Source organism: Mameliella sp. CS4 (genome assembly GCF_019392335.1).
Taxonomy (GTDB): domain Bacteria; phylum Pseudomonadota; class Alphaproteobacteria; order Rhodobacterales; family Rhodobacteraceae; genus Antarctobacter.
In genome coordinates this window covers 18723-38380 of record NZ_JAHXRQ010000028.1, presented here as the reverse complement: position 1 = coordinate 38380, position 19658 = coordinate 18723, and the positions used below count along the sequence as shown (strand labels likewise).

The following is a 19658-nucleotide window of genomic DNA, read 5'->3' as shown; positions in this document are numbered from 1 at the left end:
AAGGCGCGGCTGGAAAGCCTGCGGGCTGCGGCGCATCGTCCGGGCCGGGGGTGCCCGCCTTCGTTCTTGAAGCCTGCGCATGATCCACTAACCTGCCGCCATGATCCGCCAGCTTCTTCCCGTCAGCGCCCTTTTGCTTGGGTCCGGCCTGTTGCTCTTTGCGGGCGGGATGCATGGTCTGATCCTGCCGGTGCGCGGCGCCGCCGAGGGATTTGGGGCGACCGAACTGGGGCTTTTGGGCACCGGCTGGGCCGTGGGCTATGTCGCGGGTTGTTTCTACGTGCCGCGCATCGTCGGATCGGTCGGCCATATCCGCGCCTTCGGTGTCATGTGCGCCTTTGCGGCCATCGCCATCCTGTTGCAGGCGCTTCTGGTCACGCCCCAGTTCTGGATTCCGGTACGCGCGGTGTCGGGGTTCTGCTTTGCCGGGGCGGCGATGATCGTCGAAAGCTGGCTGTCGGACCGGGCCTCGCCGCAGTCCCGGGGGACGATCTTTGGCATCTACACGATGGTGAACCTTGGCGCGACGACCGCCGGGCAACTGGCCATCGCGACAGGCGATGCCAGCGGGTTCCTGTTTTTTGCCGTGGCGGCCATCGTCTACAGCCTGGCGCTGGTGCCCACGGCGCTGTCGACCTCGGAATCCCCGGCGCCGCTGACCTCGGTGCGGCTGAACCTGCCGCTCTTGTGGCGCAACTCACCCGTTGCGGTGGTGGCGGTCTTTCTCGTGGGGATTTCCAACGGCTCTTTCGGCACGCTGTCGGCGGTCTATGCTGACCGGGTGGGGCTGACGCTGGGGGCGCTTGCGCTGTTTGCCTCGATCCCTGTCTTGGCGGGGGCCTTGTCGCAGGTGCCCATCGGCTTTGCCTCTGACCGGATGGACCGGCGCAAGGTCCTGCTGGTGGTGGCCGTGCTGGCGGTGGCGGCGGACCTCGGGTTCATCCTGCTGGCGCCGCAGGATCAGATGATGAACCTTGTCCTTGTGTCCATCTTTGGCGCGGCGATCTTTGCGATGTATCCGATCATCGTGGCCCATGCGAACGACCACGCGCCCGAGGGCACCTCGATCCAGGTGTCGGGCGGACTGTTGATGGTCTACGGGTTGGGCAATATCGCCGGGCCGCTGATCGCCGGTGTCGCCATGTCGGCGGCGGGCGCCTCGGGGCTGTTCCTGACCACCATCGTGGCGCATGTGCTGATGATCCTCTACACCGCGCTGCGCATCGCCCAGCGGGCGGCCGTGGCGGAAGAGGACAAGGGTGCGTTCCAGATGTCGGCCCCGGCGCGCGGCCTGACCCCTGAAACGGCGGCGCTGGCCGGCGGAGAGGAGGAGGCCGAGACCCTGGAAGACGCGCTGGAGGCCGAAGAGGCGGAGGACGCCGCCGATCAGGCCCGTTCGACCAGAACCGACCCAACGGAATAACCCGCCCCAAAGGAACAGATCACGCCCTTGTCGCCCTTGCCCATGTCGCCGGAGTGCTTGGAAAAGGCGATGATCGACCCGGCGGAAGAGGTGTTGGCATAGTCCTGCAGGATGTTGGGCTGTTCGCCGTCCTCGGGCACGCGGCCCAGCACCTTTTTCCCAATGAAATCGTTCATCGTCTTGTTGGCCTGATGCAGCCAGAGCCGCGTGAGGTCATCCGCCTGCCAGCCGTGATCGGAGAGGTGGCCCAGGATGTGCGAGGACACCAGCGGAAGCACCTCCTTGAAGACCTTGCGCCCGTTCTGCATGAACTGCATGTCGCGCCGGTCCTCCATCTGGTCATGGGCGCGGCGCAGGAACCCGGCATTGTTGCGGATGTTGTTGGAAAACTGCGTGGCGCAGCGGGTGGAGTGGATCAGCCAGTGATCGCCCTGCGCTTCGGAGGCCGGTTCGATCACAACCGCCGTGCAGACGTCGCCGAATATGAAATGGCAGTCGCGGTCGCGCCATTCGAGGTGACCGGAACAGATTTCGGGGTTCACCACCAGCGCGCGGCGCGCGCTGCCGGCGCGGATCATGTCGGCAGCGGCCTGGATGCCGAATGTGGCCGAGGAACAGGCCACGTTCATGTCGAAAGCAAAGCCGCCGCAGCCCAATAACTGCTGGATTTCGATGGCAATCGCCGGGTAGGCGCGTTCGTGGTTCGAGGCGGCGCAGATCACCAGGTCGACCTCTGCGCCCTCGCGATCCGCCATTTTCAGCGCCCTGGTGCAGGCATCGACCGCCATTTCCGCCATGATGCCCGGCGCCTCGTCGGCGCGCGCGGGCAGGCGCGGGCACATGCGGTCAGGATCCAGCACGCCGTCCTTGTCCAGCACAAAGCGGCTTTCGATGCCGGAGGCGGAGAGGATGAACTCGGAACTGGAATGGGTCAGCGGCTCGACCTCTCCGGCGGCGATGCGGCCCGCGTGATCGGCGTTCCATCGGTCGACATAGGCGTTGAAGGCGGCGACAAGCTCGTCGTTGGAAATGCTCTGATCCGGGGTAAAAACCCCGTGGCCGGTGATCGCTGGCTGTGTCATGGGCGCGTCCTCCTGCTCTCGACAGGACCGCAAGCGGGGGACGAGGTCAAGGGAACCCGTCGGGGCAGGTCTGCGTTCTCATAACGAAAGGAGGACCGACATATGGACCGACTTGCGCTTTACCTCACCCTCATGAGCGGCAGCGGCATCGCCGGGACGCTGCTCATCGTTTTCTTTGCCTTCAACTGGTACAGTTGGACCGCGATTGCCGTCGCCGCCGGGATCGGCCTTGTGACCGCCTGGCCCGCGGCGCGGATGGTGTCGAAACACATCAAGGACCGCGATCCGCTGTTCCATCGGCGCGAGCCGAAAGGCATCCTGCCCGACCCGAGTGGACCGGAGCTTTAATGCATCCGCGCCCCGTTCGGCGCGGCCTGATCCGGAGCGATCAGAATGATGGCGCCGTCCGGGTCGGACACGCCCAGCACCAGAACCTCGGACCGCATCGGCCCGATCTGGCGCGGTGGGAAGTTGACCACCGCCATGACCTGTTTGCCGATCAGGCTCTCGGGCTCGTAATGCACGGTGATCTGTGCCGAGCTTTTCCTTTCCCCGATCTCCGGGCCGAAATCGATCCACAGCTTGATCGCCGGTTTGCGGGCCTCGGGAAAGGGTTCGGCGCGGATCACCGTGCCCAGCCGGATGTCGACCTTGAGAAAGTCGTCGAATGTGATCTCGTCAGCCATTGGCCAATTCCTTCGACCGGCGCGCAGCCGCCGCAACGGTGGCACGCATGAGGGGCGGCAGGCCCTTGTCCTCGTCCATCAGCACCTCCAGGCCCGCCTGCGTGGTGCCGTTCGGAGAGGTGACGTTGCGGCGCAGTTGCGCCGGGTCTTCGCCTGTTTCCTGCGCCAGAGCACCCGCGCCCGCCACCGTGGCGCGGGCCAGGGCCATCGCCAGCTCGGGCGCCAGACCCTCGGCCTCTCCGGCCTTGGCGAGGCATTCGATCATGTGAAAGACATAGGCCGGGCCGGAGCCGCTGACGCCGGTGACGGCATCCAGCTGGTTTTCGCTGTCCAGCCGCACGACCTCTCCCACCGCCGAAAGAAGATCCTCGGCGGTCTTCAGGTGTGCGTCCGTGGTCCGCGCATTTCCGATGATGGCGGTAATGCCTTTGCCAACGGCGGCGGGCGTGTTGGGCATGGCGCGCACGATGGGGACATCCCCCAGATGCGCCTCGTAGGTGGTGATCGGCGTGCCGGCGGCGACGGAGACGAACAGCGTGTCGCCCTTTGGCAAGGTTTGCAGCGCGGGCAGCGCCTCGCCCATCATCTGCGGCTTGACGGCGATCAGCACGACGGCGGGGCTGTCGCCAAAGCCCTCGTTGATGTGCACGCCCTGCGCCTGCAGCCAGTCCGAGGGGTTCGGGTCCTGGACCCGCACCGATCCGGCGGGCAATCCGCGCGCCAGCCAGCCGGCCAGCATCGCCGATCCCATCTTGCCGCATCCCAAGAGCGCCAGCCCGCGCCGGGCGAGATCTGTATCCTGCATCACGTCCCCCTAGTCTCGTGTTCCGGCGGACCCTAGGCCCGCCGGAAGAGAGGGACAAGATCACTCTGCCATGATCGAGGCAGGCGCAGTGCCCTCGTTTAACCAGGCCTCAAGCGGGGTCATGGGGTCGAGGCTGGCGGCATTGATCCCGTCCGGGCCGGGCAGGATGCCGCAGTGATCGACGCCCGGCACCATGAAGAGCGCGACGTTTTCCTTCAGAACGTCCTCGCCCCCGGCGGCTTCGGCGGCCTTCTCAAACCAGTCCACGGTCTTGTAGGGCGTCACGATGCTGTCCGCCCAACCGTGCCACACGATCATCTTGCCGCCCGCCGCGCGGAATTTCGACAGATCGGGGCTGTCGCCGTTGTAGACGGCGGCCATCGTGGACAGCCGGGCCGGATCAGTCTCCATGTCGAAATCCAGTGGCGTCCATTCCGGGCCGGGATCGACAGGAAAGGCCATGTAGCGCCCGAAATTGGTGACGAAGGCGGGCACCAGCTTGCCGCCGCCCGTGCCGTTGCCGGTCAGCCAGAGCCACCAGAAGGGTTCCGAGCCTTCGGGGATACCACCGGGATACAGCTGCTCGCCAGCCGCATTGCGCGGCCCTTCGCGCCATTTCATCAGCGTGTCCATCTGCTGGTTGGTCAGGCCAAGGCTGCTGTAATCGACGTCACACGCGCGCGGGTCTGCGATAAAGCCGTCTTCTGCCCCATCTACCGCGTCGCACTGTTCATAGACCGCGTCGCCGATCAGCTTGGCCTCCTCGGGGCCAAGGATTTGGCTGCCGTCGGGCGCGGTATTTGCCTGCACCAGGAAGGCCATCTTGGTGGCCACCAACCCGGTGTAATCCATCGCCGGTGCGCCCGAGATGATGCCGTCGAACATCTCCGGGTAGCGTTGCGCGGCGACATGGGCCATGCGCCCGCCGGTCGAACAGCCCTGAAAGATCGCCTGTTCCGAGGCGTTGCCGTAAAACGCCCCGATCAGCGCCTGTGCCACGCGGTTGGTTTCGCCGATCGAGCGCCAGCCCCAGTCGCGTTCCGCGTGGGGATTGCCCTGCGCCCAGCCCGCGTCGACCACCGACAGCCCGTGGTGCCCGCTGTCTGAGGTAGCCGTGGCATAGCTCCGTTCCAGCCCCGGACGCATGGCATTGACCCAGCCGCCTCCGGCATCGGCCCGGCCAAGGATGCCGCAGAAGCCGCCGCAACCGGCCTGGTAATACTTGCCGTTCCAGCCATCCAGCGGCAGGCGCACCTCGATGTTGATCGCGGGCAGGGCGGTGGCGCGCACCTCGCAATAGGCAGGCAGGCCTTCGACCTCGACCACGCGGGCGGTCTGGACATGAGCGGCGCTCAGGACCGTGTCGCGCAACGCGGCACAGGATGCGGCGTCCTGCTGGGCCAGGGCCGGGCTGGACCCGGCCAATAGGATAGCCAGCGCCGAAAGGCGGGTTTGCATGGATTTTCCTCCCTGGGGTTTTCTTGTGTCGGCAGAATTGCCGCGCCCCTGATTCAACTCAAGGGAAATCCCGGGTGAAACGAAAAAGGGCGCCGCAATTGCGCCGCCCCTGATGTTTCTTCCTGGTCCAAGTACCTCCGGGGGAGGCGACCGAAGGGAGGCGGGGGCAGAGCCCCCATCGGGCCGTCAGGCCCGCCCGTATGCCTCGGCAATGGCGACCTGCATGGAGTCCCGGGCACTCTTGTCGGTCCAGACCATCAGCTGGAACGCCGGATAATAGCGTTCCGAACTCATGACGGCGGCGCCGATCATCGTGTCGATCTGCTCGGCGCTGGCGACGTTTCCACCGGCCAGGACCAGCCCGTACTTGTAGACCATCAGCTTGTTCTCGGGCCAATAGCTGAAGGCGCCTGCCCAGCACTGGTCGTTGATCAGGTTCAGCCCTTCGTAGAGCTCTGGCAGCCGCGCCTCTGGCGGTTCCATCTCGAAGGTGCAGATCATCCGCAGGGTCTCGTCGAAGGCAGACCAGGCCAGGGTGATCGAGTAGGTGCGCCACTGACCTTCGACCGCCATCGCGATCTGGTCGTCCGCGATGCGGTCGAAATCCCAATCGTTGAACTCGGCGATATGCTCGACAAGGTCGATCGGATGCAAGTCGTCGTTGAGATACTGCTCGGACAGGGCCATAAGGACACCCCTTTGATTATAGCGCCGAAGCTGGTGATTCACCCCCAGCACTTGCTGCCTGCTCTAGGGTCTGCGGGCTATCCCCGCGCCCTTACCAGATATGGTGCCTGTCCAAATAGGGGTGTGTAAAGCGATATTTTGATAATTACCGCATTAAGTTGTGGACGAGTTCGATTCGGCGTCACGATATGGGTAAAGACTCCGCTTCGTGTCTGAGTGCGCGTTCGAACAACTGGCGCGAGCGTGAGGCGGCACTGTCGGGCCGCGTCATCAGGCCCACGGGACCGGCTGTCAATCCCAGGTCCAGCGGCAGCGCAGCAAGGGCGCCATCGCCGATTTCCGGCGCCACGACGCCTTCGGAAATGAACCAGAGCATGTCCGACTGCCGCAGGAACCGCCGCCCGAAGGCACCGGAAACGCAGTCGATCCTGTCACGGAAAGGGGCAAGCCCCTGCGCCAGGCACCAGCGATCCACCAGCGGCCGGATTGCGGCGCCTTCGGGCGGGTAGAGCACGGGCCAGTTCGCCAGGTCCTGCGGCGCCAGCGCGGGGCGGGCCAGCAGGGGGTGCTGGCTGCGCACGACGCAGACGACGCCTTCCTGGTAAAGCTGCGTGAAACTGACCCCGGCCATGCTGTCCGGCGCCCCCATGCGCCCGATCACCAGATCCAGCGCGCCGGATTGCAGGTCGCGTGTCAACGCGCCGTGCGCCCCGTCGCGCAGCACCAGCCGGGTCGAGGGCGACAGCGCGCGGAACCGTGCCACGACACGCGGCATCAGGCGCACTGCAACCGAGGGCAGGGCGCCCACCCGCAGCACCTCGGCGCCGCCTTCGCGCAACTCGGTCACACCGGACACCCCGCGCCTCAGCGCGGCGAGGCTCTGTCCCGCGAACTCCAGGAACACCTCGCCCTCGGGGGTCAGCCGCACGCCGCCACGGTCCCGGGTCATCAAGGCGGCGCCCAGGATCTCTTCAAGTTCCTTCAGGGTCTTCGACAGGGCGGGCTGGGTCAGGTTCAGCTCTGCACAGGCGCCCTTGAGGCTGCCCTGACGCGCAATCGCTGTCACCGTCTCGAGGTGGCGCAGTTTGATCCGGCGGTCCAGCATTTCACTTTCCCTTTTTGACAAGTATCCGGCTGAAAGCGTCATTTTACATAGCGCACAGGTTCATTCTAGTCTTGCGTCAAAGCGGAGGACATCATGCGTACCCAAGTCTGCATTATCGGTGGCGGCCCGTCGGGCCTGCTGCTCAGCCAATTGCTGCACAAGAAAGGCATCGACAGCGTCGTTCTGGAACGCAAGACCAAGGACTATGTCCTGGGCCGCATCCGCGCGGGCATCCTGGAAACCGGGATGGTCGACCTGATGCACGAGGCCGGCGTGGGTGAACGCATGGACCGTGAGTGTTTCGTGCATGACGGCACGATCATCTCCTACGGGGAAGAGCAGTTCGGCATCAACTTCAAGGAGCTGACCGGCAGCCACGTCGTCGTCTACGGTCAGACGGAGGTGACGCGCGACCTCTACGAGGCGCGGGAAAAGGCGGACGGCAAGATCGTCTTCAACGTCGAAAACGTACAGATCAAGGATGCCGACGGCGACGCCCCCTATGTCACCTACGAAGTGGACGGGGCCGAGGCGCGCATCGACTGCGATTTCGTTGCCGGCTGCGACGGGTTCCACGGCGTCAGCCGCCAGACCATCCCGCTGACCGTGCGCAAGGAATATGAGAAACTCTATCCTTTCGGCTGGCTGGGCATCCTGTCGGAAACCCCGCCGGTGAACGAGGAGCTGATCTATGCCAGTTCCGAGCGTGGTTTCGCCCTCTGTTCCATGCGCAATGAGAACCTCAGCCGCTATTACATCCAGTGTTCGCTGTCGGACAGCCCGGATGACTGGACCGACGACGCCTTCTGGGAAGAGCTCAAGCGCCGCATTCCGACCGAGGCGGCAGAGGCGCTTGTGACCGGCCCGTCGATCGAAAAGAGCATCGCGCCTCTGCGGTCCTTCGTGACAGAACCGATGCGCTGGGGGCGGCTGTTCCTCTGTGGCGACGCGGCGCATATCGTGCCGCCGACCGGCGCCAAGGGGCTGAACACTGCCGCCAGCGACATCCACTACCTCTATAACGGGCTGGTGCAATATTATCAGACCGGCGACAGCGAGGGCATCGACACATACTCGGAAAAGGCACTGGCCCGGATCTGGAAGGCCGAGCGTTTCAGCTGGTGGATGACCACGCTGCTGCATCGCTTCCCCGATCAGAACGAATTCGATCTGAAGATCCAGCTTGCCGACATCGAGTTCCTGCGCTCCAATCGCGACGCGCAATCTGTGCTGGCGCAGAACTACATCGGGCTGCCCTACTGATGGCCGGGGTGTCAACGCGAACCCGGGCCCGGCCCGAACGGAGGACCGCATGACCAACCGATACGACGCTGGCATGAAGGTACGCCGCCGCGTTCTTGGCGATGCCCATGTCGATCGCGCCGAGGCGGCCAAGACACCTTTTGACGAGGCGTTCCAGACCCTGATCACCGAAGGCGCCTGGGGGACTGTCTGGGCCTCTGACGGGATCAGCGACCGTGAGCGTTCGATGCTGACGCTGGCACTGCTGGCCGCGCTGGGCAATTTCGACGAGATCCCGATGCACATCCGCGCCACCGCCCGGACGGGCGCCAGCAAGGCGGATGTATTGGAAGCGTTTCAGCACGTCGCGATCTATGCCGGTGTGCCACGCGCCAACCACGCGCTGAAACTGGCAAAGCAGACCTATGCCGAGATGGACGGCCCTGAGACAGGGCAGGCAAACGCGCAGTCCGGGGACAAGTGAGGAGAGACCGACATGCCCGATCAAGGCGAATTCTACCAACGGGACCGGGACTGGCACCCGCCCGCCTACGTCAAGGAATACAAGACGAGCGTGGCGCGCTCGCCGCAGTATTCGCTCATCAGCCTGCAGAACTCTGTCGGTGAGATCACCGGCCCGGTCTTCGGTCACAACGACATCGACCCGATGGACCGTGACCTGATCCACAACTACGCCACGGCCGGCGAAAGCGCGATTGGCGAGCGGATCATCCTGCACGGCCGGGTTCTGGACGAAAACGCGCGGCCCGTGCCCAACACGCTGGTCGAAATCTGGCAGGCCAACGCGGGTGGGCGTTATCGTCACAAGAAGGACACCTATCTTGCGCCCATCGACCCCAACTTTGGCGGCTGCGGGCGGACCCTGACCGACGAGAACGGCTATTACTATTTCCGAACGGTCAAGCCCGGCGCCTATCCTTGGCGCAACTACGTCAACAGCTGGCGTCCGGCGCATATCCACGTCTCGGTTTTCGGCTCGGGCTTTGTGCAGCGGCTGATTTCGCAGATCTATTTCGAAGGGGACCCGCTGATCCCGCTCTGTCCGATCGTGAAAAGCATCCCCAACCAGGAGGCCATCGACAGCCTTGTGGCGGTGCTGGACATGAATTCGACCATTCCGCTGGATACCATCGCCTACAAGTTCGACATCGTGCTGCGCGGGCGTCGCTCGACGCTGTTCGAAAACCGTCTGGAAGGAAACTGATCCATGCTCCAGAAGCTGAATTACCTCAAGGAAACGCCCTCGCAGACGGCCGGGCCCTACGTCCACATCGGGCTGGCGCCGGGCGCCGCGGGGTTCGACATCTACGAACGGGAACTGGGCTGGGACATCGCCGGGCCGAATGCCGAAGGTGAACGCATCCGGGTCGAGGGCCTGGTGATCGACGGCACGGGATCGCCGATCAAGGACGTGCTGCTGGAGGCCTGGCAAGCCAACTCCAAGGGCATCTACGCCCATCCCGAAGGCGGCGGCGCGGTCGAGGAGGGATTTCGCGGCTGGGGCCGGGTGATCACCGATTTCGACACCGGCGAATGGGGGTTCGACACGGTCAAGCCGGGCAAGACGCCGGGCCGCAACGGCCGCATTCAGGCCCCGCATATCAACCTTTGGGTGGTGGCGCGCGGCATCAACCTCGGCCTCAACACACGGATCTATTTCGACGACGAGGCAGAGGCCAACGCCGAAGACCCGGTGATGAACATCATCGAATGGGAACGCCGCCGCGCCACGCTGCTGGCGAAGCGCAGCGAAAAAGACGGCAAGACCGTCTATCGTTTCGACATCCAGCTTCAGGGCCAGGACGAAACCGTCTTCTTCGACGTATGAAATGATACCCGGGCCGGGGCGGTGTTGTAACCGTCCCGGCTTTTTCCTGTCCGCAAAACGCATTATCCTGCCGTCACCCGACACGACGCCAGCGAGGGGAGCGCCCGTCATGACCAAACCCTGTATCATCTGTGTGGCCATCACAGGCTCTGTCCCGCGCAAGAAGGACAACCCGGCGGTGCCGATCACCATCGAGGAGCAGGTCGAAAGCACCCAGGCCGCCTTTGAGGCCGGGGCCAGCATCTGCCATGCCCATGTTCGGATGGAGGACGAGACGCCGACCTCGGACCCGGAACGTTTTGCACGGCTGGTCGAGGGACTGAAGAAACACTGCCCCGGCATGATCATCCAGCTGTCGACCGGCGGACGGTCCGGCGCCGGAAAGACGCGCGGCGGGATGCTGCCGCTGCGACCCGACATGGCCTCGCTGTCGGTGGGATCGAACAACTTTCCGACCCGCGTCTACGAGAATCCGCCGGACCTGGTGGACTGGCTGGCCTCCGAGATGCGCACCTACGAGATCAAGCCAGAGATCGAGGCCTTTGACCTCAGCCACATCTTCAAGGCTGCCGAGATGAACCGCGACGGGCGCATTCCGGGCAAACTCTATGTGCAGTTCGTCATGGGCGTGAAGAACGCGATGCCCTGTGACCGCAACGTGTTCGATTACTACATCGAGACGGTCAAGCGGCTGGCGCCCGAGGCAGAATGGTGCGCGGCGGGGATCGGGCGTCACCAGGTCGAGGTCAACGAATGGTCCATCGCGGCAGGGGGCCATACGCGCACCGGGCTTGAGGACAACGTGCGCTGGGACAAGGACTCCCTGGCGCCCTCGAACGCGGCGCTGGTCACGCGGGCCGTGGACCTGTGCGAGAAATACGAGCGTCCGGTCGCAACCTGGCAGCAGGCGCGCGAGATCCTTGGGCTGCGGGCGGCCTGAAAGACAAAGGGCGCGGCGGGGTAAACCCCGCCCTACGCCCCCTGGTCAGGGTCAGGAGATGACCCCGGCGGCGAAACAGGCCTGTTGAACCGTTGGAACGGTCCCCGGGGCCGTGACCTCGAATGGCTGTTGCAGCAACACCTTGCCGTCCTGTTCCACCTGGAACATCCAGGCGCCTTCGACCAGCTCATAGTCCCGTTCGAAGGTGAACAGGTTCAGCGAGACATCGCCGAAATTCATCGGCGTCACCCAGCGCTCGACAGTGCGCCCTTCCGGGCCCATCGGTGGATGGGTGACGACAATCGTCACCTCGGGCACCGAAGCGCCGGGGGCCAGGCTGGCGCGGATGCCAAAGCTAAGCCCCATTTCGGCCGGCACCTGCACCGTCTCGACGTCGATCGGGCGATCCTGGTCGACAAGGTTCAGAAGACCCGACAGCGTGTCCGGCGCGGGGCGCGTGCCCTGAAGCTCGACTTCGCAGATGACGCCGAAGGCTTCGAGCGTCAGAGGCGGTTCGACAAAGGCCCCGACATCGGCCAGGGCGGGGCCCCCGACCAGCGCGGCAGCAATCAGGGGGGCAAGCGGTTTGGCGTGCATGTCGTCATCTCCCGGAAACTGGAACCACAGTTTAGCACGGCCTCAGGTTAGGTGCAGGGGCAGGTTTTGCCTACCCGCCTTGCCACTTGAAATACACTTGGACGCACAGGTGCGCGGCCATTGGCCAAAGGCGCAGTTTCACCGGGCGAAGATCCGCGAGCGCCCCAGGCGACTGAGACAGGTGCAAAAGGCCATTGTCGCAAGTTTGAAGACGTTGGGCGCTGGAAGGGCGGTGAAGATTCCAACCGCAATGGCCAATCTTCCCGGGGATCCGGAAACGAAAAAGCCCCCCGCGATGCGGAGGGCTTTGACCGTCTTGTTCCTGGTGATCGACCGGATCAACCGATGGCGACGGCTTTCACGTCGTCGTCGATGTAGGGAACATATTGTTCGAAGTTGTCGGCGAACATCTGCACCAGCTTTTCCGCCTGCGCGTCATAGGCCGCCTTGTCGTCCCAGGTCTTGCGCGGGTCCAGCAGCAGTTCCGGCACGCCCTCGACCGAGACCGGAACCTCGAAGCCGAAGTTCGGGTCCTTGCGGAATTCGGCCTGGGCCAGCTTGCCCTCCAGCGCGGCGTGCAGCAGCCCACGGGTCGCCTTGATCGGCATCCGCGAGCCAGTGCCATAGGCGCCGCCGGTCCAGCCGGTGTTCACCAGCCAGCAGGTGGCGCCATGCTTGGCGATCTTGTCACGCAGCAGGTTGCCGTAGGCCTCGGGGCGGCGCGGCATGAAGGGCGCGCCGAAGCAGGTCGAGAAGGTGGGTTCCGGCTCGGTCACACCGCGCTCGGTGCCTGCCACCTTGGAGGTGAAGCCCGACAGGAAGTGATACATGGCCTGCGCCGGGGTCAGCCGCGCGATCGGGGGCAGCACGCCGAAGGCATCGCAAGTCAGCATGATGATATTCTTGGGGTGACCGCCCAAGGCGGTCTTCGACGCGTTCGAGATATAATGCAGCGGGTAGGCGCAGCGCATGTTGGCCGTCAGGCTGTCGTCCTCGAAGTCCAGATCAAAAGTCTCGGGGTCGAAGACCATGTTCTCGATCACGGTGCCGAATTTCTCGGTCGTGGCATAGATTTCCGGCTCGGCCTCGGCTGACAGGTTGATGGTCTTGGCATAGCAGCCGCCTTCGAAATTGAAGGTGCCGCGATCCGACCAGCCGTGTTCGTCGTCGCCGATCAGCACGCGCGACGGATCAGCCGACAGCGTGGTCTTGCCGGTGCCCGACAGGCCGAAGAAAACGGCGGTATCGACCGGGTTGCCCGGCGCGTGGTTGGCCGAACAATGCATCGCCATGATGCCCTTGCCGGGCAGGATGTAGTTCAGCAGCGTAAAGACCGACTTCTTGTTCTCACCGGCGTATTCGGTGTTGCCGATCAGGATCAGCTTCTTGTCGAAGTTCAGCGCGATGACCGTTTCCGTGCGGCAGCCGTGCTTTTCCGGGTCGGCCTTGAAGGTCGGACAGTTGATGATGGTGAAATCCGCGGTGAAACTGTCCAGGTCCTCGCGGTCGGGACGGCGCAGCATGTGGCGGATGAAAAGGCCGTGCCAGGCCAGTTCGGTTACCATGCGCACGTCGATGGCATTGGCCGGGTCGGCGCCGCCGACCAGATCCTGGACGTAGTAGTCCTTGCCCTTCATGTGTTCCAGCATGTCGGCGTGCAGCCGGTCAAAGGCCTCGGCCTCCATCGGCTGGTTGTTCTCCCACCAGATGCTGTCTTCGACCGCGGGCGTGCGGACGACGAATTTGTCCTTGGGTGACCGGCCCGTGTAAGTCCCGGTGGTCACGAGGAAAGAGCCGCCTTTGCCCAGCGTGCCCTCACCCCGTTTGAGCGCCGCTTCGATCAGCGCTGGCTCCATGAGGTTGTAATAGACATTTCCGAGCCCTTCGATGCCCTGGTCTTCAAGCCGGAACTGAGGGTTCACCCGTCCAAATGTCATCTGCCTTGCTCCTGTGGATCGCGCTGATCAAGAATAGTTGTATGCGGCGACATACAGCGCCGATGCCAGACCTCTTAACATGCCGCTTTTCGACATGAACAGGACGCAAGAGCGCAGTTTGCGCTACCAAGCGCGGGTTTAGCGATACCACGGCGGGCAGCTGCCGAACTGCAATCAATGCGACGCAAACCGGTGAGGCATTTTAGCCATTCCTTTTCCAAATTCGCGTCGGATGGACCCAGGCGGCGTGCCCGATTCGCAGTTAAGGATTGCTGTAAAGCGGAAAATCGCCGATAGTACGAAAAAAAATAGGCAACCAGAGCAGTATAAGGACAGCAAAATGTCTAAGATCGCCCTTGTGGACGACGACAGGAATATCCTGACGTCGGTGTCAATGACTCTTGAGGCGGAAGGGTTCGAGGTAGAGACCTACAACGACGGCCAATCGGCCCTTGACGCCTTCAACAAGAAGATGCCCGACATGGCCGTGTTCGACATCAAGATGCCGCGCATGGACGGCATGGACCTGCTGCAGCGCGTGCGCCAGAAATCCAAGATGCCGGTGATCTTCCTGACCTCGAAAGACGATGAGATCGACGAGGTTCTGGGCCTGCGCATGGGCGCCGACGACTATGTGAAAAAGCCGTTTTCGCAGCGTCTTCTGGTGGAACGCATCCGCGCGTTGCTGCGCCGTCAGGAGGCGGTGGCCGGAGATGTCGTTGGCGACACCGAAGAGACCAAGCTGATGACCCGCGGCAGCCTGACGATGGACCCGCTGCGCCATGCGGTCAGTTGGAAAGGGCTTGACGTCTCGCTGACCGTGACGGAATTCCTGCTGCTGCAGGCCTTGGCGCAGCGCCCGGGTTTCGTGAAATCCCGCGACCAGTTGATGGATGTGGCCTATGACGATCAAGTCTATGTCGATGATCGCACCATCGACAGCCACATCAAGCGGCTGCGCAAGAAGATGCGCACGGTCGATACCGACTTCTCGGCGATCGAAACGCTTTACGGTATCGGATACCGCTACAACGAAGAGTAAGGGATGGCCCTGGCCGAACAGCTCCCGATGCAGGATGATCGTCAAGGCGGGCGGCGTGACGCCGACGTCGTGCTGGGCGACGATTGGGTCGCGCCCGACAGCACGGTTGAAAAGGAATTGCGCGACAGCCGCGCGCGGCGGGGGCTGTTCACGCTCAACCGCTCGCCGCTGACGCGCAAGATCATCACGTTCAACCTGATTGCGCTCAACGTGCTGGTCGCGGGGATTCTCTGGTTGAATTCCTCCCGCGATACGCTGGCGGTGCAGCGCGTCAACGCGCTGCAGGCCGAGGTTGAACTGGTCGCGGACGTGTTCGAGGCGCAATTGCCGCGCGGGGCACCGGTCAGCCTTGGCACCGGTGACGGCATCGACGTGGCCAGTACGGTCCAGGGGATCGACCTGCGCGACGGCGTGCGCCTGATGGTCTTCGACAGTGCCAGTTTCCTGGTCGGTGAGACACGGGGCAGCGTGCCGCCGATCATCGCGCCGGTCGAAGAGGACAAGCCGACCCTGATCTCGGATTTCCTGAACACGATCTGGGACGGTGTCGCGGGCCTGTTCAGCTATTTCGAAACCGAACCCGAGCTCGACCTCGAGGATCGCCTGCGCCGCGCCATCGAATCCGGCGATCCGGCCCTGACCCGTGTCGAATCCGGCGGTGGAGACGGGGCGACCGTCTTCTTTGCCCTGACCCCGATCCGGCAGGGCGATGCCTTGGTGGGGACCATTGCGCTGGTCTCTCCGGCGACCGAGATCGACGCCGCCGTCAGCGCCGAAAGGGAGCGTGTGCTGCAGATGTTCGTGATCGCGACGCTGGTCTCGATCGGTCTTAGCCTGGTGCTCGCCTCGACCATTTCCAACCCGATTTCCGACCTCGCCGACGCGGCCGAGATCGGGCGCGATCGGAACCGCAAGGCGCGCACGCCGGGCCGTATCCGCATCCCCGACCTGACCGCCCGCCCGGATGAGATCGGGCGCCTGTCGGGTGCATTGCGCGGCATGGTCGGCGCGCTTTACGACCGGATCGACCAGAACGAACAATTCGCCGCCGACGTGGCGCATGAGATCAAGAACCCGTTGGCGTCGCTACGCTCTGCCGTGGGCAGCCTGCGGATGGTCAAGAAAGAGGATCACCGGGTCAAGCTCTTGGACGTGATCGAACATGACGTGCGCCGCCTGGACCGGCTGGTCAGCGACATATCGAATGCCTCGCGGTTGGACAGCGAGCTGGTCAAGGAAGAGGAGCAGGAGTTCAACCTGCTGGAAATGCTGGGTAACCTGACCAAGTTCCTGGGCGAGGATGCGCGCAAGAAGGGCATCGAGTTCATCACCGACCTGCCGAAAAAGCCGGTCACGATCACCGGGCTGGAACCGCGCCTGGCGCAGGTCTTTGTCAACCTCATCACCAACGCGATTTCTTTTTGCGAGGACGGCGACGCGATCCGCGTCTGGGCGCGGCGCCGCGACAACCGTGTGCTGGTGGTGGTCGAGGACACCGGCCCGGGCATCCCCGAGGAATCGCTGCAGAAGATCTTCAAGCGCTTCTACACCTCGCGCCCGCAACAGGATTTCGGCAACAACTCCGGCCTCGGCCTTGCCATTTCCAAGCAGATCATCGAGGCGCATGGCGGCGTGATCTGGGCCGAGAACATCCGCCCGACCGAGGCCGATGTGACCTCGGAGCCGCTGGGCGCACGCTTCGTCGTCGGCCTGCCGGTCTGACCCCGCCCCATGCGGGAGGTTCTGCATGCCACCTCGGTTGCCGTGGCGGGCCGGGGCCTGATGATCCGCGGCGCTTCTGGCAGTGGCAAATCGGGTCTTGCGCTGGAACTGATGGCGCGGGGCGCGCAGCTGATCGCCGATGACCGGACCATCGTCACCCGGCAGGGCGCGCACCTGATCCTTTCCGTACCTCGCGTGCTGGCGGGGATGATCGAGGCGCGCGCGATCGGTCTGCTGTATGCGCCCCATGTGACCGGCATTCTCCTGGTCGCCGTGCTGGACCTGAATGTGGCCGAAAGGCATCGCTTGCCGCCTAACCGGTCCACCCGGCTGCTGGGGGTGGATGTGCCATTGCTTCACAATTCCGCGTCTGAATATTTCCCCGCAGGACTCGTTCACTATCTCAAGTCGGGACGGCGAGAGTAGAGATGGACCAAAAGGAAACAGGCAGCGCGCGCATCGTCTTTGTCACCGGCCCCTCGGGTGCCGGGCGGTCAAGCGCGATCAACGTGCTTGAGGATCTTGGGTTCGAAGCCATCGACAACATTCCGCTGAGCCTGGTGCCGCGGCTGGTCGATCGTAACATGCCTCCCGCGCGCCCCCTGGCGCTGGGCATCGACGTGCGGAACCGCGATTTCAGCGCAGAGGGGCTGTTGCAGCTCTATGAAATCCTGACGGAACAGATGCCTGCCCCTGTCGATCTGCTTTATGTCGACTGCACCGACGAGGTCCTGGTACGGCGCTATTCCGAAACCCGCCGCCGTCACCCGATGGCCCCGGACGAGATGCCGGTAGACGGCGTGGTGCGCGAAAAGGCCCTGCTGACCGACGTACGCTCGCGGGCGGATATCCTGATCGACACATCGGAACTGTCTGTGCACGACCTGCGGGCGGAACTGGAAGGCTGGTTCGGCGAGGTGACGGGGCAGGGCACCGCCGTTTCGGTGCAAAGCTTTTCTTACAAGCGCGGGCTGCCGCAGGGGCTGGACGTGGTGTTCGACTGCCGGTTTCTGCGTAATCCGCATTGGGAGCCGGAATTGCGCGCCTTGACCGGGCTGGATCCGCAGGTCGCCGCCTTCGTGGCGGGTGATCCCCGCTACGAGGATTTCCTGGATCGGCTGACCGGTCTCATCCTTTTGATGCTGCCGGCGGTGGTGGCAGAGGGCAAGGCGCATTTCGCCATCGGTTTTGGCTGTACCGGCGGGCAGCATCGGTCGGTTGCCGTGACGGAAAACGTCTCGGCAGCTCTTGCGCAGGAAGGCTGGCGGGTGTCAATTAGGCACCGCGAACTGGAACGGAGCGGCGGAACGCCCGTTTCCGAACGCGTCGTCGGCATGGTTGGAAAGGTGTCCCGGTGATCGGTATCGTGATCGTCGCGCATGGCGGACTGGCCCGTGAGTACCTCGCGGCGGTCGAACATGTGGTCGGCCCTCAACCGGCGATGCTGGCGATTTCCATCGAGGCGGATGCCAACCGTGCCGACAAGCAGGCCGAAATCTGCGCCGCCGCCGATGCGGTGGACAGTGGGGGCGGCGTGGTGATCGTCACCGACATGTTCGGCGGCTCGCCTTCGAATCTGTCGCTGAACGCCTGCCGCCCCGACAATCGCCGTATTCTATACGGCGCGAATCTGCCGATGTTGATCAAGCTGACCAAAAGTCGTCACCTGACTGTGCCAGAAGCGGTACGTCATGCCCTTGAAGCCGGTCGGAAGTACATTGACAGCCAGAACATTCCGGCCGATTCAGCTTGAACCTATTGATCCGTCACGAGAAAGCCGGGTTTCCATGACCAACTCCGTTCACCGCGCGCTGAAGATCGTCAACGAGAAGGGCCTGCACGCCCGCGCCTCTGCCAAACTGGTCGAGGTGGTCGAGGGATTCGACGCGATGGCCGAGGTCAGCCGCGACGGGATGTCCGCCAGCGGAGACAGTATCATGGGGCTTTTGATGTTGGCAGCCGCGAAAGGAAGCACTATTGAAGTCCAGATCTCGGGGCCGGACGCCGAGGCGCTGGCCGATGCGGTTGAGGCCTTGGTGGCCGACCGTTTCGGGGAAGACTGTTAGCGCCGGTGTCAGGCGCTGACGTGCAATACGGGACAGTAGCAGGCGCATGGTCGAAAGCACCCAATCGACATCCCTGAGGGGGCGGAGCGTGTCCAGAAATCCTGCACCCTATGACAAGCGTCAGGTCAGTTACGCCAACACGTTTACCAACCCGTGGAAGGCGAACACGATCCGGACGCTGGAATGGCTGACGGGCAAGATCCCCCTGCTGCGCATGGTGCGGCGGTTCGAACGCATGGGTCCTGTCGAGGGGCAGGCGTTCTGGAGCCAGGCACTGGGCATCATGGGGATCGACCTCATGACCCCGGCCGAACAGATCGCCCGGATCCCCAAGGACGGCCCGGTGATCATTGTGGCCAACCACCCCCACGGGCTGGTTGACGGGATGGTCCTGGCCGAACTGATCGGCCGGGTCCGCACCGATTACAAGATCCTGACGCGCTCGTTGCTGACCGGCGTCAAGGAGGTCGAGCCGTTCATGATCCCGGTGCCCTTCCCGCATGAGGAAGACGCGCGCGAGCAGAGCCTTGAAATGCGGGCGCGGGCGATGGAGCACCTCAAGAACGGGGGCGTCATCGTCCTGTTCCCCTCCGGCGTCGTGGCCTCGTCCGAAACCTGGTTCGGCACGGCGCAAGAGGCGGGCTGGAATCCCTTTACCGCCAAGATGATTCAACGGTCGGGGGCGACCGTCGTGCCGATCTTCTTTCCGGGGCAGAACAGCCGCGCTTACCAGATCGCCAACAAGCTCTCCGCCACGATCCGCCAGGGGCTCTTGATCCACGAGGTGGTGCACGCCTGCAAACGCCCGCAGAAACCCGTCGTCGGAGAGCCGATCACCCCCGAGGACGTCAAGGCCTTCACCGGCGGCCAGCGCGAGTTCGTGGCCTGGCTGCGTGAGCGGACACTGGGCCTGCGCGAGGGCTGAGGCGCTCTGGGCGCCCGCGATCAGATTCGTTCCAGAAACAGACCAGATCTACGTCGGCGGGCCCTGCTCTGGGAACGCGGCGATTTTGAGGG

Annotated in this window: 22 protein-coding genes; 14 read left to right on the top strand and 8 right to left on the bottom strand. The window is 64.0% G+C overall.

Features of this window, described 5'->3' with window-relative positions; translation table 11 throughout:
• Window positions 1-100: 100 nt before the first annotated feature.
• Window positions 101-1423: an MFS transporter gene (locus tag KZZ07_RS23145; RefSeq protein ID WP_219517974.1), complete on the top strand. Its 1323-nt coding sequence runs from the start codon at window positions 101-103 to the stop codon at window positions 1421-1423.
• Here the strand turns inward: KZZ07_RS23145 and KZZ07_RS23140 are convergent.
• Entirely contained in the window at window positions 1387-2505 is a 1119-nt protein-coding gene (locus tag KZZ07_RS23140; RefSeq protein WP_219517972.1) for a beta-ketoacyl-ACP synthase III, read from the bottom strand. The genes KZZ07_RS23145 and KZZ07_RS23140 overlap by 37 nt on opposite strands.
• Before the next feature lie 102 nt (window positions 2506-2607).
• Here KZZ07_RS23140 and KZZ07_RS23135 point away from each other — a divergent pair, with 102 nt between their 5' ends.
• Entirely contained in the window at window positions 2608-2853 is a 246-nt protein-coding gene (locus KZZ07_RS23135; protein WP_219517970.1) for a hypothetical protein, read from the top strand.
• On the opposite strand, the gene KZZ07_RS23130 is transcribed toward KZZ07_RS23135, so the two are convergent.
• The 5 genes from KZZ07_RS23130 to pcaQ form a co-directional block, all read right to left on the bottom strand.
• Window positions 2850-3191 carry a tRNA-binding protein gene (locus KZZ07_RS23130; protein WP_219517968.1) on the bottom strand — a complete coding sequence of 114 codons (342 nt, stop codon included), beginning with the start codon at window positions 3189-3191 and terminating at the stop codon, window positions 2850-2852. The genes KZZ07_RS23135 and KZZ07_RS23130 overlap by 4 nt on opposite strands.
• Window positions 3184-3996 (bottom strand): pyrroline-5-carboxylate reductase, encoded by an 813-nt coding sequence (gene proC, locus KZZ07_RS23125; RefSeq protein WP_219517966.1) that lies wholly within the window; start codon window positions 3994-3996, stop codon window positions 3184-3186. Before proC ends, KZZ07_RS23130 begins: the two co-directional genes overlap by 8 nt.
• A gap of 60 nt (window positions 3997-4056) precedes the next feature.
• Window positions 4057-5454, bottom strand: a complete 1398-nt coding sequence (locus KZZ07_RS23120) for a tannase/feruloyl esterase family alpha/beta hydrolase (RefSeq protein ID WP_219517957.1) — start codon at window positions 5452-5454, stop codon at window positions 4057-4059.
• A gap of 186 nt (window positions 5455-5640) precedes the next feature.
• Window positions 5641-6141 (bottom strand): type III secretion system chaperone family protein, encoded by a 501-nt coding sequence (locus KZZ07_RS23115; protein ID WP_219517935.1) that lies wholly within the window; start codon window positions 6139-6141, stop codon window positions 5641-5643.
• A gap of 181 nt (window positions 6142-6322) precedes the next feature.
• Window positions 6323-7246 carry a pca operon transcription factor PcaQ gene (gene pcaQ / locus KZZ07_RS23110; RefSeq protein ID WP_219517933.1) on the bottom strand — a complete coding sequence of 308 codons (924 nt, stop codon included), beginning with the start codon at window positions 7244-7246 and terminating at the stop codon, window positions 6323-6325.
• Between the two features lie 93 nt (window positions 7247-7339).
• Here pcaQ and pobA point away from each other — a divergent pair, with 93 nt between their 5' ends.
• The 5 genes from pobA to KZZ07_RS23085 all read left to right on the top strand — a co-directional run bounded on the left by pobA (window position 7340) and on the right by KZZ07_RS23085 (window position 11277).
• On the top strand, window positions 7340-8509 hold the full coding sequence (gene pobA / locus KZZ07_RS23105) for a 4-hydroxybenzoate 3-monooxygenase (RefSeq protein WP_219517932.1): 1170 nt from the start codon (window positions 7340-7342) through the stop codon (window positions 8507-8509).
• Between the two features lie 49 nt (window positions 8510-8558).
• A complete protein-coding gene (gene pcaC / locus KZZ07_RS23100; RefSeq protein ID WP_219517929.1) occupies window positions 8559-8972 on the top strand; it encodes a 4-carboxymuconolactone decarboxylase in 414 nt (137 codons plus the stop codon).
• Window positions 8973-8984: 12 nt separating this feature from the next.
• Window positions 8985-9713, top strand: coding sequence for a protocatechuate 3,4-dioxygenase subunit beta (pcaH, locus tag KZZ07_RS23095; RefSeq protein WP_219517927.1), 729 nt, complete (start codon window positions 8985-8987; stop codon window positions 9711-9713).
• Between the two features lie 3 nt (window positions 9714-9716).
• Window positions 9717-10337, top strand: a complete 621-nt coding sequence (pcaG, locus tag KZZ07_RS23090; RefSeq protein ID WP_219517918.1) for a protocatechuate 3,4-dioxygenase subunit alpha — start codon at window positions 9717-9719, stop codon at window positions 10335-10337.
• Between the two features lie 109 nt (window positions 10338-10446).
• A complete protein-coding gene (locus KZZ07_RS23085; RefSeq protein ID WP_219517917.1) occupies window positions 10447-11277 on the top strand; it encodes a 3-oxoadipate:acetyl-CoA acetyltransferase in 831 nt (276 codons plus the stop codon).
• 51 nt (window positions 11278-11328) lie between these two features.
• Here the strand turns inward: KZZ07_RS23085 and KZZ07_RS23080 are convergent, their stop codons facing one another.
• Complete coding sequence (locus KZZ07_RS23080; RefSeq protein WP_219517914.1) at window positions 11329-11874, bottom strand: DUF3859 domain-containing protein; 546 nt, start codon at window positions 11872-11874, stop codon at window positions 11329-11331.
• 338 nt (window positions 11875-12212) lie between these two features.
• Window positions 12213-13811 (bottom strand): phosphoenolpyruvate carboxykinase, encoded by a 1599-nt coding sequence (locus KZZ07_RS23075; RefSeq protein ID WP_219517912.1) that lies wholly within the window; start codon window positions 13809-13811, stop codon window positions 12213-12215.
• 340 nt (window positions 13812-14151) lie between these two features.
• Here KZZ07_RS23075 and KZZ07_RS23070 point away from each other — a divergent pair, with 340 nt between their 5' ends.
• Genes KZZ07_RS23070 through KZZ07_RS23040 form a run of 7 tightly spaced genes read left to right on the top strand, consistent with a single transcriptional unit; the run spans window position 14152 to window position 19566 of the window.
• Window positions 14152-14853, top strand: a complete 702-nt coding sequence (locus KZZ07_RS23070; protein WP_219517910.1) for a response regulator transcription factor — start codon at window positions 14152-14154, stop codon at window positions 14851-14853.
• Between the two features lie 3 nt (window positions 14854-14856).
• On the top strand, window positions 14857-16575 hold the full coding sequence (locus KZZ07_RS23065) for a sensor histidine kinase (RefSeq protein ID WP_219517908.1): 1719 nt from the start codon (window positions 14857-14859) through the stop codon (window positions 16573-16575).
• Between the two features lie 9 nt (window positions 16576-16584).
• On the top strand, window positions 16585-17001 hold the full coding sequence (locus tag KZZ07_RS23060; protein ID WP_219517899.1) for an HPr kinase/phosphorylase: 417 nt from the start codon (window positions 16585-16587) through the stop codon (window positions 16999-17001).
• A 2-nt stretch (window positions 17002-17003) separates the two neighbouring features.
• Complete coding sequence (gene rapZ / locus KZZ07_RS23055) at window positions 17004-17933, top strand: RNase adapter RapZ (protein ID WP_219517897.1); 930 nt, start codon at window positions 17004-17006, stop codon at window positions 17931-17933.
• On the top strand, window positions 17930-18328 hold the full coding sequence (locus tag KZZ07_RS23050; protein WP_219517887.1) for a PTS sugar transporter subunit IIA: 399 nt from the start codon (window positions 17930-17932) through the stop codon (window positions 18326-18328). The genes rapZ and KZZ07_RS23050 overlap by 4 nt, the downstream gene beginning before the upstream one ends.
• Before the next feature lie 34 nt (window positions 18329-18362).
• Window positions 18363-18641 (top strand): HPr family phosphocarrier protein, encoded by a 279-nt coding sequence (locus KZZ07_RS23045; protein WP_219517885.1) that lies wholly within the window; start codon window positions 18363-18365, stop codon window positions 18639-18641.
• A gap of 46 nt (window positions 18642-18687) precedes the next feature.
• Window positions 18688-19566: a lysophospholipid acyltransferase family protein gene (locus KZZ07_RS23040; protein ID WP_219517884.1), complete on the top strand. Its 879-nt coding sequence runs from the start codon at window positions 18688-18690 to the stop codon at window positions 19564-19566.
• Window positions 19567-19658 lie beyond the last annotated feature (92 nt).

Coding starts and splice junctions, on each gene's coding strand:
- KZZ07_RS23075 (WP_219517912.1), bottom strand. CDS start 13,811: ATGACATTTGGACGGGTGAACCCTCAGTTCCGGCTTGAAGACCAGGGC.
- pobA (WP_219517932.1), top strand. CDS start 7,340: ATGCGTACCCAAGTCTGCATTATCGGTGGCGGCCCGTCGGGCCTGCTG.
- KZZ07_RS23040 (WP_219517884.1), top strand. CDS start 18,688: ATGGTCGAAAGCACCCAATCGACATCCCTGAGGGGGCGGAGCGTGTCC.
- KZZ07_RS23045 (WP_219517885.1), top strand. CDS start 18,363: ATGACCAACTCCGTTCACCGCGCGCTGAAGATCGTCAACGAGAAGGGC.
- KZZ07_RS23135 (WP_219517970.1), top strand. CDS start 2,608: ATGGACCGACTTGCGCTTTACCTCACCCTCATGAGCGGCAGCGGCATC.
- KZZ07_RS23060 (WP_219517899.1), top strand. CDS start 16,585: ATGCGGGAGGTTCTGCATGCCACCTCGGTTGCCGTGGCGGGCCGGGGC.
- pcaQ (WP_219517933.1), bottom strand. CDS start 7,246: ATGCTGGACCGCCGGATCAAACTGCGCCACCTCGAGACGGTGACAGCG.
- KZZ07_RS23085 (WP_219517917.1), top strand. CDS start 10,447: ATGACCAAACCCTGTATCATCTGTGTGGCCATCACAGGCTCTGTCCCG.
- KZZ07_RS23120 (WP_219517957.1), bottom strand. CDS start 5,454: ATGCAAACCCGCCTTTCGGCGCTGGCTATCCTATTGGCCGGGTCCAGC.
- KZZ07_RS23065 (WP_219517908.1), top strand. CDS start 14,857: ATGGCCCTGGCCGAACAGCTCCCGATGCAGGATGATCGTCAAGGCGGG.
- KZZ07_RS23115 (WP_219517935.1), bottom strand. CDS start 6,141: ATGGCCCTGTCCGAGCAGTATCTCAACGACGACTTGCATCCGATCGAC.
- KZZ07_RS23130 (WP_219517968.1), bottom strand. CDS start 3,191: ATGGCTGACGAGATCACATTCGACGACTTTCTCAAGGTCGACATCCGG.
- KZZ07_RS23080 (WP_219517914.1), bottom strand. CDS start 11,874: ATGCACGCCAAACCGCTTGCCCCCCTGATTGCTGCCGCGCTGGTCGGG.
- proC (WP_219517966.1), bottom strand. CDS start 3,996: ATGCAGGATACAGATCTCGCCCGGCGCGGGCTGGCGCTCTTGGGATGC.
- pcaC (WP_219517929.1), top strand. CDS start 8,559: ATGACCAACCGATACGACGCTGGCATGAAGGTACGCCGCCGCGTTCTT.
- KZZ07_RS23070 (WP_219517910.1), top strand. CDS start 14,152: ATGTCTAAGATCGCCCTTGTGGACGACGACAGGAATATCCTGACGTCG.
- rapZ (WP_219517897.1), top strand. CDS start 17,004: ATGGACCAAAAGGAAACAGGCAGCGCGCGCATCGTCTTTGTCACCGGC.
- KZZ07_RS23145 (WP_219517974.1), top strand. CDS start 101: ATGATCCGCCAGCTTCTTCCCGTCAGCGCCCTTTTGCTTGGGTCCGGC.
- pcaG (WP_219517918.1), top strand. CDS start 9,717: ATGCTCCAGAAGCTGAATTACCTCAAGGAAACGCCCTCGCAGACGGCC.
- KZZ07_RS23140 (WP_219517972.1), bottom strand. CDS start 2,505: ATGACACAGCCAGCGATCACCGGCCACGGGGTTTTTACCCCGGATCAG.
- pcaH (WP_219517927.1), top strand. CDS start 8,985: ATGCCCGATCAAGGCGAATTCTACCAACGGGACCGGGACTGGCACCCG.